Source organism: Mycolicibacillus koreensis (genome assembly GCF_002104795.1).
Taxonomy (GTDB): Bacteria; Actinomycetota; Actinomycetes; order Mycobacteriales; family Mycobacteriaceae; genus Mycobacterium; species Mycobacterium koreense.
In genome coordinates, this window is sequence record NZ_NCXO01000069.1 from 1 (window position 1) to 13,795 (window position 13,795).

Annotated in this window: 13 protein-coding genes and 3 pseudogenes; 8 read left to right on the forward strand and 8 right to left on the reverse strand. The window is 69.5% G+C overall.

Annotation, left to right across the window (positions count from 1 at the left end; translation table 11 throughout):
• A pseudogene (locus tag B8W67_RS18930) lies at nucleotides 1–547 on the forward strand (DNA polymerase III subunit gamma/tau); the annotation flags it as partial.
• Nucleotides 548–731: 184 nt separating this feature from the next.
• On the opposite strand, the pseudogene B8W67_RS18935 reads toward B8W67_RS18930, so the two are convergent.
• Together B8W67_RS18935 and B8W67_RS18940 are read right to left on the reverse strand one after the other, a co-directional pair.
• Nucleotides 732–1,712: pseudogene (locus B8W67_RS18935) on the reverse strand (ATP-binding cassette domain-containing protein); the annotation flags it as partial.
• 3 nt (nucleotides 1,713–1,715) lie between these two features.
• On the reverse strand, nucleotides 1,716–2,765 hold the full coding sequence (locus B8W67_RS18940) for an ABC transporter permease (protein ID WP_069393137.1): 1,050 nt from the start codon (nucleotides 2,763–2,765) through the stop codon (nucleotides 1,716–1,718).
• Between the two features lie 134 nt (nucleotides 2,766–2,899).
• Between B8W67_RS18940 and B8W67_RS18945 the strand changes: the two are divergent.
• Nucleotides 2,900–4,133 (forward strand): annotated as a pseudogene (locus B8W67_RS18945) (FAD-dependent oxidoreductase).
• A 2-nt stretch (nucleotides 4,134–4,135) separates the two neighbouring features.
• Here B8W67_RS18945 and B8W67_RS18950 read toward each other — a convergent pair.
• Together B8W67_RS18950 and B8W67_RS18955 are read right to left on the reverse strand one after the other, a co-directional pair.
• Nucleotides 4,136–5,455 carry a class I SAM-dependent methyltransferase gene (locus tag B8W67_RS18950; protein WP_069393135.1) on the reverse strand — a complete coding sequence of 440 codons (1,320 nt, stop codon included), beginning with the start codon at nucleotides 5,453–5,455 and terminating at the stop codon, nucleotides 4,136–4,138.
• A complete protein-coding gene (locus B8W67_RS18955; protein WP_197747566.1) occupies nucleotides 5,452–6,831 on the reverse strand; it encodes an FAD-binding oxidoreductase in 1,380 nt (459 codons plus the stop codon). Before B8W67_RS18955 ends, B8W67_RS18950 begins: the two co-directional genes overlap by 4 nt.
• 128 nt (nucleotides 6,832–6,959) lie before the next feature.
• Here B8W67_RS18955 and B8W67_RS18960 point away from each other — a divergent pair, with 128 nt between their 5' ends.
• On the forward strand, nucleotides 6,960–7,403 hold the full coding sequence (locus B8W67_RS18960) for an SRPBCC family protein (protein ID WP_069393133.1): 444 nt from the start codon (nucleotides 6,960–6,962) through the stop codon (nucleotides 7,401–7,403).
• A gap of 18 nt (nucleotides 7,404–7,421) precedes the next feature.
• On the opposite strand, the gene B8W67_RS18965 is transcribed toward B8W67_RS18960, so the two are convergent.
• Entirely contained in the window at nucleotides 7,422–8,177 is a 756-nt protein-coding gene (locus tag B8W67_RS18965; protein ID WP_085305673.1) for an Rv3717 family N-acetylmuramoyl-L-alanine amidase, read from the reverse strand.
• Nucleotides 8,178–8,275: 98 nt separating this feature from the next.
• Between B8W67_RS18965 and B8W67_RS18970 the strand changes: the two genes are divergently transcribed.
• Both B8W67_RS18970 and recR read left to right on the forward strand, forming a co-directional pair.
• On the forward strand, nucleotides 8,276–8,611 hold the full coding sequence (locus tag B8W67_RS18970) for a YbaB/EbfC family nucleoid-associated protein (protein WP_084228970.1): 336 nt from the start codon (nucleotides 8,276–8,278) through the stop codon (nucleotides 8,609–8,611).
• 12 nt (nucleotides 8,612–8,623) lie between these two features.
• Nucleotides 8,624–9,235 (forward strand): recombination mediator RecR, encoded by a 612-nt coding sequence (gene recR / locus B8W67_RS18975; RefSeq protein WP_069393130.1) that lies wholly within the window; start codon nucleotides 8,624–8,626, stop codon nucleotides 9,233–9,235.
• 12 nt (nucleotides 9,236–9,247) lie between these two features.
• Here recR and B8W67_RS18980 read toward each other — a convergent pair whose 3' ends face one another.
• Nucleotides 9,248–9,889 carry a TetR/AcrR family transcriptional regulator gene (locus B8W67_RS18980; protein WP_085305675.1) on the reverse strand — a complete coding sequence of 214 codons (642 nt, stop codon included), beginning with the start codon at nucleotides 9,887–9,889 and terminating at the stop codon, nucleotides 9,248–9,250.
• 73 nt (nucleotides 9,890–9,962) lie between these two features.
• Between B8W67_RS18980 and B8W67_RS18985 the strand changes: the two genes are divergently transcribed.
• A complete protein-coding gene (locus tag B8W67_RS18985) occupies nucleotides 9,963–11,177 on the forward strand; it encodes an oxygenase MpaB family protein (protein WP_085305677.1) in 1,215 nt (404 codons plus the stop codon).
• Between the two features lie 198 nt (nucleotides 11,178–11,375).
• Here B8W67_RS18985 and B8W67_RS18990 read toward each other — a convergent pair whose 3' ends face one another.
• Nucleotides 11,376–11,804: a hypothetical protein gene (locus tag B8W67_RS18990; protein WP_234806827.1), complete on the reverse strand. Its 429-nt coding sequence runs from the start codon at nucleotides 11,802–11,804 to the stop codon at nucleotides 11,376–11,378.
• 107 nt (nucleotides 11,805–11,911) lie between these two features.
• On the opposite strand from B8W67_RS18990, the gene B8W67_RS20655 reads away from it, so the two are divergent.
• Nucleotides 11,912–12,184, forward strand: coding sequence for a hypothetical protein (locus B8W67_RS20655; protein WP_133056153.1), 273 nt, complete (start codon nucleotides 11,912–11,914; stop codon nucleotides 12,182–12,184).
• A gap of 462 nt (nucleotides 12,185–12,646) precedes the next feature.
• Here the strand turns inward: B8W67_RS20655 and B8W67_RS19000 are convergent, their stop codons facing one another.
• Nucleotides 12,647–12,904 (reverse strand): DUF3297 family protein, encoded by a 258-nt coding sequence (locus B8W67_RS19000; protein ID WP_069393126.1) that lies wholly within the window; start codon nucleotides 12,902–12,904, stop codon nucleotides 12,647–12,649.
• A gap of 239 nt (nucleotides 12,905–13,143) precedes the next feature.
• Here B8W67_RS19000 and B8W67_RS19005 point away from each other — a divergent pair, with 239 nt between their 5' ends.
• Nucleotides 13,144–13,788, forward strand: coding sequence for an IS1/IS1595 family N-terminal zinc-binding domain-containing protein (locus tag B8W67_RS19005; protein WP_264033571.1), 645 nt, complete (start codon nucleotides 13,144–13,146; stop codon nucleotides 13,786–13,788).
• Nucleotides 13,789–13,795: the final 7 nt, after the last annotated feature.

Genomic DNA, 13,795 nt, shown 5'->3' on the forward strand with positions numbered 1-13,795 from the left:
GCCGCATCGGGTTGCCCGGCCGCCGGTCTCGACCCCGCCCCCGACGCCGACCCCGGCGGCCGGGCAACCCGATGCGGCCGCGGTGCGCAAGATGTGGTCGACGGTGCGCGAAAAGGTGCGACAGCGCAGCCGCACCAGCGAGGTGATGCTCGCCGGGGCCACGGTGCGTGCCGTCGACGGCACCACCCTGGTGCTCAGCCACGAGTCCGAACCGCTGGCCCGCCGGCTCAGTGAACAGCGCAACGCCGACGTCATCGCCGACGCCCTCAAGGACGCCCTCGGCGTCAACTGGCGGGTGCGCTGCGAGTTCGGACCGCCGGCGACCGGGCCGGCCGCCGAGCCCGCCGCCGCCGACGCGGGTGGGGTGGCCGCGGTGGACGCCCAGGCCGCGCAACGCGCCGCCGCGGCCGCGCAGCGCGCCGAAGAGGACAGCATGCTCGCCGAGGCCGGCGACGACGACCCGCAGGCACCCCGGCTGGACCCGGAGGAGGCGGCCCTGCAGTTGTTGCAGAACGAGTTGGGCGCCCGGCCGATCGACCGGGGGTGAGGCCGGCTCAGTCGGCCTCGTTGTCTGGGGTGTCTGGGGTGTCCTCCGCGGTATCGCCGGTGTCCTCGGCGGTGTCCCCCGCGGGATCCTCCTCAGGATTCTCGGCGGGTTTCTCCTCGGTGTTCTCGGTGTCCTCGGTGTCCTCCTCGGTGTCCTTGGTGTCCTTGGTGTCCTCGGTGGGCTCGAGATCGCGGTGCTCGATGAGGTCGCGTAACGCGAAGTTGCCCAGCCGTTCCCGAAACGCCTGCACGGTGTAGCCGGTCACGGTCGCAGCGGTGCCGGCGCGCACCGTCGCTGAGCGCGGCAGCGCGAACAACGGGCCGATCTCCCCGAAGTACTCCCCGACAGTGGCCACGGTGACCACCTCCTCATCGCCGTCGGCGAGTTCGCGCACGATCTCCAGCTCACCGTCGTCGACCATGTAGATCAGGTCGCCGATCGTGCCCTGCTCGAAGAGCACCTCGCCGGGGTCGAGGCGAAGCGTCTGCGGCGGGCGATCGACCGATGAGAAGTGCGGCACCATCTCGACCACCCGATCGGCCAGCGGCAGAATCCGGGTGTCGTGGGTGGCGACCACCACGACCCGGTCGTCGGCGGCGAGTTCGCGGATCAGCCGCAGCACCTCCTCCACCTGGATGAAATCCAGGTGCGCGGTGGGCTCGTCGGCCAGGATCAGCGGCGGATCCAACGCGATCGCCCGGGCCACCGCCACCCGCTGCTGCTGACCGCCGCTGAGGTCACCGGGGCGGTGCTGCATCCGATCGGCCAGCCCGACCCGCTCCAACAACTCGGTGGCGCGTTGCCGTGCGGCGCGCCGCGAGCGCCCGGCCGCGCGCAGCGGCACCATCACGTTCTCCAGCGCGGTGAGGCTCGCCACCAGGTTGAACGCCTGGAACACGATGCCGACCGTCTCCTGGCGGTAGCGCGCCAACGCGCGGCGGTCCAGGGCGGTGACATCCACATCGCCGAACTCGATGCGCCCGGAGGTGGGGCTCAAGATGCCGCCCAGGCAGGACAGCAGCGTCGTCTTGCCGCACCCGCTCGGGCCGAGCAGGATCACCAGCGACCCGGCCGCCACCTCCAGGCCCAGCCCGTCGATCGGCCGCACCGCGTACCCGCCGCTGGAGTACTCCACGACGAGGTCCTTGATGCGCAGATCACCCACGGCTCACTGCCCTCCGAACGCCAACGCCGGATCGATCCGCACGGTGCGGCGCAACCCCGCCCCGGTGGCCAACAACCCGATGCCGACGGCGAGCACCGGCAACAGCACGAAGGCCGACGCCGGCACCAGCACCCGCATCGGGAACACCGGACCGAGCACCTGCGACAACACCGCCCCCAGCAGTGCGGAGACCGTCGCGACGATCACCGCCTGCACGGCCAGGCCCGCCAGCACCGACCGGGTCGGCACCCCGATGGCCTTGAACACCGCGAAATCGCGGGTGCGTTCCAACACCGACAGGTAGATCAGCGACCCGACGATCAGCGCGGCCACCGCCCACAGCAGCATCGCCATGTAGGACATCGCGGTGTAGGCGCCGTGCAGCGGGCGCAGCAGGTCGGCGACCGCGTCTTCGTGGCCGATCAACCGGTAGCCCTGCGGCGCTTCCTGCGGATCGCCGACGACGGCCACCGAGGAGATCAGCGGCTGCCCGGAGAACAACAGCAGTTGCGCCCCGCCGAGGGTCATGAACACATTGGCCTGCCCGGCCAGTGCGGTGGAGGTGTCGAGCAACCCGACGATCCGCAGGGTCCGCGAGTTGATCTCCAGGCTGTCACCGATCGCGCGGCCCAGTGTCGTGGAGACCACCGCCTCGTCCGGCAGCGTGGGAAGCTCCCCGTCCTGCGGTGTCGGCATGCCGGGACCCTCCCCCGGTGCGCCGAAGACGTTGACGTTCTCCGGACCACGGTCGCCCTGCAGGATCGCCGCCGCGTAGACCAGCGGTGTCGCCGTCGTCACCCCGGGGACCCGGGCGACCACGTCGACCTCCTTCTGGGGGAAGCGCCCGGATCCTAAAAACGGGCCGACCGAACCGTCTTTGATGACGAACGTGGTGACCCCGATGGTGTCGACGGTGCGGCGGGCCTCGGCGTCGAACCCGTTGGCCAGTCCGGTGAGCACCAACGTCATCGCGAACACCATCGCGGTGCCGACGATCGCGATGACGAATCGGCGCCTGCGCCATTGCAGGTCCCGCAATGCCGCGATCAGCATCGGCTACTCCCGATCCGCATCAGGCCGACGTTACCGGGCGAGCCGATCGATGACGGCCGTTTCGGTCGACACCGCCGCCCGCGGCCGTAGGGTGGTCACCGTCGAACCGCGCAGAGAAAGGCCGGTGGCCAACGATGGAGCCGACGCAACGGCGCACCACCTGCGCGATCGTCGGGGGAGGGCCCGCTGGGATGGTGTTGGGGCTGCTGTTGGCCCGCGCCGGCGTGGCGGTGACGGTGCTGGAGAAGCACGCCGATTTCCTCCGGGACTTCCGCGGCGACACCGTGCATCCGACCACGATGCGCCTACTCGACGAGCTGGGTCTGTGGCAGCGGTTCGCCGCGTTGCCGTTCAGCGAGATCCACCGAGGTGAAATTGAATCAGGTGGGCGTACAGCGACTCTCGTCGACTTCACCCGGCTGCGTCGCCAACCGCATCCGTTCATCGCCATGGTTCCGCAATGGGATCTGTTGACGCTGCTCGCCGACGCCGCCGCAGACGAACCGACCTTCACGCTACTGATGCAGGCCGAGGTGACCGGTTTGCTCACCGACAATGAGCGCATCAACGGAGTTCGCTACGAAACCCCTTCCGGCCCCGCCGAACTGCGAGCTGATCTTACCGTCGCCTGCGACGGACGCTGGTCGGTGGTCCGACGGGCATCGGGGCTGCGCTCCCGCGAATTCCCGGTCAACTTCGACGTGTGGTGGTTCCGGCTGCCCCGAACCGGTTCGGTGCCACCGACACTGGTGCCACGGTTGGCGCCGGGCAGGGTCGCGCTGCTGATCCCGCGACGGGATTATTACCAGGTCGCCTACCTCGGGCAGAAGGGCACCGACGCTGCGGTGCGTCGGCGCGGCATCGAGGACTTCCGCCGGGGGGGTCGCCGAGTTGATACCCGCCGACGTCGGTGATGTCGCAGCGTTGACCTCCATGGACGACGTCAAACATCTCGACGTGCGGGTCAACCGGTTACGGCGTTGGCACCGTGAGGGTCTGCTGTGCATCGGCGACGCCGCGCACGCCATGTCGCCGGTCGGTGGTGTCGGAATCAACCTGGCCGTGCAGGACGCCGTCGCTGCGGCCGCCGTGCTCGCCGGGCCGCTGCTGCGCGGCGGCGTGCGCGGACGTCACCTCGCTGCGGTGCGTCGGCGGCGGATGGCGGCCACCGCGGTCACCCAGACGGTGCAGCGCGGCATGCACCGGTTGCTCGACCGAGCTTTGCGCGGCGACGCCTTCACCCCGCCGCCGTGGGTGATGCGGCTGCTGTCGGTCGCGCCGTGGCTGGCCGGCATCCCGGCCTACTTCGTCAGGGTGGGGGTGCGCCCCGAACATGCCCCGGGATTCGCGCGGCGCGTAGAGCGCTGAACTCAGGGTTGCCACCACGGCCGTGTCGGCAGGCCGGCGTCCCCGCCGTAGTCGTCGAGTTTGGCGGCCAATACATGGTGGAGCTGAATCGCGTTGTGCTCGAAGCCGACCCGGGAAGCAGCCATATACAGCCCCCACACCTTGGCGGTGGGCAGACCCACCTCGGCGACCGCCTCGTCCCAGTGGTCGACGAGGTTGGAACACCAGTCCCGCAGCGTCCACGCATAGTGGTGGCGCAGATTCTCCGAGTGCAGCACCTCCATACCGGTGTTCTCCACCTCGCTGATGATCTGCCCGGAACCGGTCAGCTCCCCGTCGGGGAACACATAGCGGTCGATGAACCCGCCGGCGGTGTGCGATGACGTGTTGTCGTGGCGGGTGATGCAGTGGTTGAGCAGCAGTCCCCCGGTGCGCAGCTTGGATTTCAAAAACGCGAAGTACGCCGGATAGTTGCTCACCCCGATGTGTTCGGTCAGGCCGATCGAGGAGACCGCGTCGAACCCCGACTCGGGCACATCCCGGTAGTCGCAGTGGCGCACCTGGGCGAGCTTGTCGAGGCCCTCCTCGGCGATCTGCCGACGCGCCCACTCCGCCTGCGCGGCCGACAGGGTCGCACCGGTCACGTGCACCCCGCGTCGGGCCGCGTAGCGCACCATGCCGCCCCAGCCGCACCCGACGTCGAGCAACCGGTCGCCGGCGGACAAGCGCAGCTTGTCGAAGATCAACCGGTACTTGTTCTCTTGTGCCTCTTCCAGACTCGCGTCCGGGTGCGGGTAGAGCGCGCAGGTGTAGGTCATCGACGGTCCGAGCACCCACCGGTAGAACGCGTTGGACACGTCGTAGTGGTGATGGATGGCGTCGGCGTCGCGGCTCTTGGAATGCCGGTAGCCCTCCAGGATTCGTCGCCACCGCGGCAGGGCCTCCTGTGGCGGCGGGGCGATCGGGACGAAATGCTGAAGGCCCACCGACCGCACGATGCGCGCCATCATCCACAGCGGTGGGCGGTGGAACTGCAGTTTGTCGGCCAGGGCGCGCAGCAGTCGGTACGGGTCGCCGGGATGCACACCGTGGGTCTGCAGGTCGCCGGAGATGTAGGCGCGCGCCAATCCCAGATCGTCCGGGGCGGTCGCCAGGTAGGTCAACCCGCGGGGGGTCGCCAGATCCAGGCCCAACTCCGCATCGGGGGGCCCGGCGGTGCTGCCGTCGTAAGCGGTGAACCGCAACGGTAACCGGCCGCCCTCGGCGAGGGTTTCCAGGATCTCGGCGAGGCTCAACCGGCCCGAGCCGCCCGAGCCGATCAGCGCAGGGGGGATCCGGGTCATCGCCGCTGCACCGCCTTGGCGTACAGATCCAACAGCCGACCGTCGGGGTCGTAGGCCTTCTTCACCGTCCGGTAGTTCTCACCGCCGTAGAGGTCCTCGAACCGGTCACGGGAGTAATAGGAATCCGAGTACAACGATTTGTGTCCCCCCAACTCGCCCACCTTCTCCTCGATCCGACGGTTGGTTGCGCCGTCGGTGTCGCCCACCGGCACCGACGACCAGAATCCGACGTTGACGTAGCTGCGCGCCGGCTGCAGCGGGTACAGCGGCCACCCCGCCGGGTCACGCAGTCGCAGCGGGCACAGCCACAACGGCGAGATCGGCACCGTGCGCAGAAACCACGACACGAACTGCGTGGTCTGCTCCAACGGCACCTCGATGTCTTGCACCACCCGCTCCCGTGGGGGGCGGCCACGGAATTTCTCGATCCGGTCGGCGATGTGGAACCGCTGGTCGTAGCCGATGAGTTTCCAGTAGACGCTGCTGCGCCGCCACCGTTTCGGCCACCACCGCCGCAGCCGCGGATGCTGTGCGCCGAACGCCCGCGAACACCAGAACCAGTCGGTGTCCCAGCGCCACAGGTAGTCGTGGGCGGTGAGCCGGTCGTCGAGGACGCCGTCGTCGTGCTGGATGGAGCGGTAGTAGATCCGGTTGCCGGTGTAGTCGCTGACCGGCCCCGGGGTGGCGGTCTGCACGCCGACACAGAGGTAGCTCTCCGTAGCGTCGAAGACCACCCCGTCGAGGTAGTCGACCGGTTGCCCGTCGTAGCCCCCGGTGTCCAGGATTCGCTCCAGGGTGGTGAGCAGTTCCTCGAGGGTGTGAAAACGGATGTGGTGCAACGCCACAAACGGGGCGACCGGCTCGAGTTCGATGCGCAGCCGGGTGGCGTAACCCAAGGTGCCGTACGAGTTCGGGAAGGCGCGGAAGAGATCACGATGCCGGTCGCGGCTGACGGTGAGCACCTCACCGGCCCCGGTGAGGACGTCCATCTCCAGCACCGACTCATGCGGCAGACCGTTGCGAAACGACGCCGACTCGATGCCCAACCCGCTGACCGCCCCCCCGAGGGTGATCGTTTTCAACTGCGGCACCACCAGCGGCGTCAGCCCGTAGGGCAGGGTGGCGGCCACCAGGTCCTCGTAGGTGCACATCCCGGCAACCTCGGCGGTGCGGGTCTCGGGGTCCACCGCGAGCACCCCGGTCAGCCCCGAGGTGTCCAAACCGGGGGCCCGGTGCGCCGCGCGCGCCCGGAACAGATTGGAGGTGGGCTTGGCCAACCGCACCGGGGCGTCCGCCGGGATCGTGCGGTAGCTGTCCAGCAGGCGCTGCACACCGGCCGCGTACCGGTCTGCGCGCCCCGCTGCCGAATTCCCCACCACATATACGCTAGCGGCGGACCGCGGCCCCTGCACGGATCACAACGGCGGGCGGGCGCGGAGCGGGGTTTCCCCGACCGACAATTTTCTCGACCGACAATTTTCTCGAAACAAAAGGAGTGTCATCGATGGGACAGGTCGTTGCGACCGCCGGCGTGTTGATCAATGCCGAGGTGGCCCCGGTTCTCGCCGCGATCACCGACTACGACACCGTGCGCCCGGCGATCCTGTCGCCCGCCTACAGCGACTATCGGGTGCTGCAGGGCGGTCAGGGGCAGGGAACGGTGGCCGCCTGGCGGCTGCAGGCCACCAAGTCGCGGGTGCGCGACGTGCAGGTCGGTGTCGATGTCGCCGGACACGCCGTGATCGAAAAGGACGCCAACTCCTCGATGGTGACCAACTGGACCGTCGCGCCCGCCGGGCCCGGCTGCAGCGTGACCGTCACCACCACCTGGACCGGCGCCGGCGGGGTCAAGGGGATCTTCGAACGGATCTTCGCCCCGCTGGGCCTCAAACGCATCCAGGGTGAGGTGCTGGCGAACCTCAAACAGCGCGTCGAAGCCGGCGGGTAACCGGCCCGCGCAGCCGGCTCAGCGCTGGGCGCCGAGGAACGCCAGGATGCCGCGGGTGACCGACTGGGCGTATTTCTGCCGCCCGGTGTCGGACTTCATCAGCGCCACGTCGGCCGGGTTCTTCATGTTGCCCAACTCGACCAGCACCGACGGATACTGCGCCAGGTTCAGCCCGGCCAGGTCGTCGCGGCCCTTCAACCCGTCCTGGCCGATGTAGTTGGCCGGCGGGATGCCGGAGGCGGCCAGGCTGTCGCGCATGACCTTGGCGAACTGGACCGACGGGCCGGCCTGCGCCTGGTTGAGCGGCGGTGCGGAGTAGTTGACGTGGAAACCGCGGCCGGTCGCCGGGCCGCCGTCGGCGTGGATCGACACGATCGCGTTGGGGTGCAGGTTGTTGGCCATCGCCGCGCGGGCGTCCACGCACGGACCCAGCGCGTTGTCGTTGCCGCGGGACAGCGCCGTGCGCACCCCCTGCTGGTCGAGCAACTGACGGATCAGCAGAGTGGTCTGCCAGGTGAAGGTGTGCTCCGGGTAGCCGTCGTCGGTGGTGGTGCCGCTGGCCTGGCAGTCTTTGGTTCCGCCGCGGCCGGTGGGCACCTGCTTGCTGATCGAGGCGTCGTTGGCGCCGTTGTGGCCCGGATCGAGGAACACGATCTTGCCGGCGACGTTGGCGCTGGGGACGGCCGCCGCCGGTGACGGCGACAGCAAGGCGGCCACGACGACCCATCCGGTGGCGATCGCAACCCCGACACGCGAGCACTTTGGTAGAGGCACGCCGCCACCGTAGCCCCCCGGCGACTAGGCTGGGCATCTCGAAACGGACGAGATTCCAAGGCGAAACCAACTCGAGACCACAACGCAAGGGGACTGTCATGCAACCCGGAAGCCAACCCGATATGTCGGCGTTGCTCGCCCAGGCACAGCAGATGCAGCAGCAGCTGATGGCCGCGCAGCAGCAGTTGGCCAACACCGAGCTCCGCGGGCAGGCCGGCGGCGGCCTGGTGCAGGTCACGGTCAAGGGCAGCGGGGAGGTCACCGGGGTGCAGATCGACCCCAAGGTGGTCGACCCCGACGACATCGAAACCCTGCAGGACCTGATCGTCGGTGCGCTGGCCGACGCGTCGGCGCAGGTGACGGCGATGGCGCAGGAGCGTCTGGGCCCGCTGGCCGGCGGCATGGGCGACGCGCTGGGTATGCCGCCGGCCTGAAGCTGACACGTCATGTTTGAGGGCCCGGTCCAGGACCTGATCGATGAGCTCGGCAAGCTGCCCGGAATCGGACCCAAAAGTGCGCAGCGCATCGCGTTCTATCTGCTCGGTGTCGAGCCGCCGGAGATCGACCGGCTCACCGCTGCGCTGACCCGGGTGCGCGACGGGGTGCAGTTCTGCGAGGTCTGCGGCAACGTCGCCGAGCATCAGCGCTGCCGCATCTGCGCCGATCCGCGCCGCGACGGCACCCAGGTCTGCGTGGTCGAGGAGCCCAAGGATGTGCAGGCCATCGAGCGCACCCGCGAATTCCGCGGGCGTTACCACGTGCTCGGCGGGGCGTTGGATCCGCTCTCCGGCGTCGGCCCCGACCAGCTGCGCATCCGTGAGCTGCTCCACCGGATCGGGGAGCGGGTCGACGGCGTCGACGTCACCGAGGTGATCATCGCCACCGACCCCAACACCGAGGGCGAGGCCACCGCCACCTATCTGGTCCGGATCCTGCGCGACATCCCCGAGCTGACCGTCACCCGGATCGCCTCCGGGCTGCCGATGGGCGGGGACCTGGAGTTCGCCGACGAGCTCACCTTGGGGCGGGCGTTCGCCGGGCGCCGCGCGATGGTGTAGCGGGGTCGGGGCTCAGCGGGGACCGGTGCGCGCCAGGTGGGCCACCGCCGCGGTGCACAGCTCGGCGGTGGCCGCGGCCACCTCGGCGATCGACTCCCGCGGATCGGCCAGCCAGTCCTCGATGATGCGGTTCGCCCCGCCGACCACGAACAGTGCCCCGCGACGCACCTCGGCCGGCGCGGGCAGGTCACCGTCGAGCACGTCGGGGGCGTGCTGAACCACCAGCCCGGTGAGCAGGTCGAGGATGTGGGTGCGGTGTTCGCTCAGGCCCGGGACGCTCGACAGGTCGCTGGTGGTGATGCGATGGATCTGCGGATCGGCGGCCAGCAGGTTTAAAAACGCCGTCAGCGCGGAGCACAGTTTGTCTCTCAGCGTTCCGGGGTTGCCGACCCCGGCGGCGACCAGCGCGGCGAGCAGCTCGTCGCGCACGTCGTCGGAGATCGCATACAGCAGGGCGTCGCGGTTGGGGAACTGTTCGTAGAAATACCGCGGGATCAGCCCCGCCGCGCTGCACACCCCGCGGACGGTGACCTCGGTGATGCCGGCGGTGCCCCAGATCTGGCGGCCGGCGGCCAGCAGGCGCCCGCGTCGATCGGCGCGGCGGTCGGCCGCGCTGACCCCGCCGTAGTCGCGACCCCCGGATGTGCGCGTCATTGACAGCAGCTTAACCGGACCCTAAATTCAGAACACGCCCGTTATCCGATGGCCGTGTCAAGGAGCACCGACGATGTCCGCGATCCCCACCCGCCACCCCGACAAGCCCGGCCCGGTGCCCGCACCGGTGCGTCTGCTGGCCACGGCACTCGGGGTGGGGGCGCCCAGCGCGGCGCAGTGGCAGCGCCTCGGTCGTCAACTCACCGCCGGCGACGAACCGATGGCCGCGCTGGTGGAGTGGATGACGACGGCCGGCAGTGCCACCACCCGCCCGCTGTTCGACCGGATCCTCGTCGAGGGGATCGCCGGCGTTCCCGATGCACCCGAGCCGCTGCGGCGGTTCTTCGCCGAGTTCGAGCCGATCCCGACATGGGTGGATCCGGCGATGATCGTGCGCGGGCAGCGGGCGCTACGCCGCTGCGGCGCCGACGGGATGTACATCGCGCGCGATGTGTCGCTGATGGGCGGCTACCAGTTCTCGTCGTTCAACATGACCCTGATCCGCACCGGGACCTTGGAGAAGGGCTCCAACAAGCGGTTCGCCGAGACCATGCAGTGGGCGATGGACGTCATCGCCGACGACGGGTTGACCCTGCGCGGCTCCGGCTACCGCGCCACCCTTCGGGTGCGGCTGATCCACGAATACGTCCGGCGCTACGTCGCCGAGCTGCCGGATTGGCGCGCCGGGGACTGGGGCCTACCGGTCAACCAGACCGACATGGCCGCCACCCTGGTGGGGGCGCTGGTGGCCCCGCCGGTCGGGGCGCTGGGCCTGGGTGTGGTGCTCAGCCCCCGCGAGTTGGAGGCGATCGCGCATCTGACCCGGTATGTGGGGTGGCTGATGGGGGTCGACGACGAGTGGTTGCCGCGCAGCTTCCGCGACGCGGTCCGGATCCTCTACCACACCCTGGGGGCGCTGTCGGCGCCCGACGAGTCGTCGCGGCAACTGGCGGTCCCGATGGCTGATGACCCGTTGGCTTGGCATTACCGCGCGCTGGCCGGGCTGCGCCGCCGTGTCGCGCGCTCCCAGCATCTCTCGATCGCCAGCGGGTTCCTCGGGCCGCGGGTGATGCGGGCGCTGGGGCTGCCGGCGTTCGTGCTGCCCTGGTATCCGCTGGTGCGCTTTCCGGTCAACGTGGTGCGCAGTGTCGCCGCGCTGGCGTTGCCCGGCGGGATCGAGCGTGCCGCCGCCCGCGGTGCCCGCGAACACGACGTGCTGATGCGCACCATGATGGGCACCGAGGACACCACGATCGGGGCCTCGGCGAAAGTGCTCACCGTGGCCTGAGGGGCGGACGCTGCCGCGCCGGCGGGTGTTTAGGGAAGCGTCGGTGCCGTCCCCGCCGGTGACGACAGATCTGGTGTCGGCATATCGATCGGCGCCGGGGCGGGCTCGGGTGTGTCGCATCCCCTTATCGGCGGGTGCGCACGTCGCGTTAACGCCGCGAGGCTACGCTCGGCGCCCGCCGCCTGTGGCGGGCCCTGCTCACGACGACGGTGGCGGGCTCAGTGCCGGGACGACGGCGCGACTCCACCCTTCCCGCAGTGCGATACCCAGCCCGATTCCCGCCGCCGCCCCCAGCCAGCCGGCCGTGGAAGTGGTGCCCGGGGTGGAGGTGGCACCGCGCAGCGCGACCAGCACCAGCACCGCACCCAGGATCGGCGCGCCCACCGTCGCCGCGCCCAGCCACCGGCGATCGAGGGCCACCGCGTCGATGATCGCGGCCACCACCGTGACCCCCAGGGCGAGCAGGGCGGCGCCGGCCAGCAGCGTGGCCGCACTCAAGGGGGGACCGGCGGGCAGGGCGTCGGCGTAGCGGCGCGGCAGCCCCGAGCCAGCGGCCGTCTCGGCGAGGAGTCGGCCCACGACGAACACCCACCAGCCGATATGGCCGAGGACCCGCGAGATGTGCACGGGCCGAATCGTAGCCCTGGCTCAGCGACTGCCGGGCGGCACGGCGGTGCGCAATGGGGGCCGGTCGGGTCTTGACGGACGGGGGCGACCGGCGCTGAACTTTGACGATGGCACCACAGACGATGGCACCACAGGAGACACGGCCGCTGGGGCGAGTCGTCGCAGGGTTTGCCGCGTCGGTCGCCCTGGCCGCTGCCGCGACGCTGACGGTCGTCGGGGTGGGCGCGTCCGTGCCGGCGGTGCCGCGCACCGGTGACGTGGCGCTGGCGTGGTCGCAGGACCCGCCGTCGACGAGTGCGCCGCCACCGGCGGGACGGCGCCCGCCCTGCCGGGATGTGCGCGAAGACAATCCGCGCCCACCGTGCCGATGGTGGTGGTAGCGGGGCGATGGTCGGGGGAGCCGGGTCGTCACCGGCGGCCATTGCGACCGCGAAAATCTTCATGTCCACCCCGCATGCTTCAATAAAACTGTTGCGCTACCGTGGTGCTACGGTTTAAGCTTGGCGCGACCGAGCGGCTGCTACGAAAGAACGGGGCTGTGCATGAATCGATCCACCACCTTCGCGCTGGGTCACCGCGCTGACTTCTGCGGGCCTCGCGCTCGCGGTGGTGCCGTCGCGGAGCGGCCCGCACACCGGTTCACTTCCCCGAGGTGGTAGCACCCATGGTGGGCGCAAGGAGCCCAGGGCGACGGTCGCGCTGCGGGGCTTCGCCGAGGCCTTCGACATCGACCTCGACGAGTTGGTGCAGAAGCCTGCGGCGCGGCCGGTGCTCGTCGCGAGCGCGGCGAGCGGTTCGCGGTAGCGCGCTCCTCTCATCGTGGCCGGCTCCCGCAGATCCCGCTACTCCGGTGTGCGGAAATAGGGTTCAACCGTGCCGCTGAGCTTGACGACCATCGGATTTCCGCGGCGATCCTTGGCGGTGGGCACTTCCACCCGCGCCCAGCCTTCGGCCACGTCGTATTCGTGCACATTGATTCTCTCGGCGCCGTTGACGCGAATGCCCACGCCGCGGCTGAGCGCCTCTTCGTCATAGAAGGCGCTGCGCGGATCGATGGAGAGGTGATTGGGCGGAACGTCGGTGCTCTGATCCTCGGGCATGATGACTTTCGTTGACGGCGGCGTGCGGTTCGTGGATCTGATTCTCCAGGAACCTACGCGACCCGGTCGTGGCGGGTTCCTGGAGAGGATCAGTCGGCTGACGCTGAGAGTTCCCGCGGATCACCACGGAAAAAGGCCCCGACCGAGGGTTAACGGCCAAAATGTGTGTATAGATCTGCTGATTTCTGGGCCCTGACCTCGGCTGATGGGGGTCTGAACATGCTTTGTAAGCATGTTCAGTGTCTGGTGCTCGTAATTCCCCGACCTGTGGTGTATGCGGATCGAAGCTGGTCAAGAACGGGACGACCTCGGCTGGGCGGACCCGGTGGCGCTGCACTACCTGCGGGGCCTCGAGCACCCAGGCCCGCCCTGACATCACCGCCAAGGCACAACTGAATGCGTTCCTGTCCTGGCTGTTGGACTCAACGCGGCCCACGCAGGTTTCCAGCAGTGCGCGGACCTTCCGCCGCCAGACCGCGTGGTGCTGGCGCATCGAAGTCCCACCCCCGCCCCCACCGGCGAGCGCCCCACCGGTGGTGATCCTCGATGGCACTTACTTCCAGTCGTGGTGCCTGCTGATCGCCACCGACGGCACCCACGTCCTGGACTGGCAATGGTGTGACCGGGAAAAGAAGATCGCCTGGCAACAAATCCTGCAACGGCTACCCGCTCCCCGGGTGGCCGTCGTCGACGGCGGTACCGGCCTGCACGCCGCCTTGGGCTCCTGCTGGCCGACCACCAGGATCCAGCGCTGCTACTTCCACATCTTCCAAGTCGTCCGCCGCCACCACACCCTGCGCCCACGCCTGGATGCGGTTGCGTCCACCAGAGTGGTGTACGAGTCGGGACCTGATCTTGGTGACCGGCGTGTCGTAGCCAAATGATTGAAGG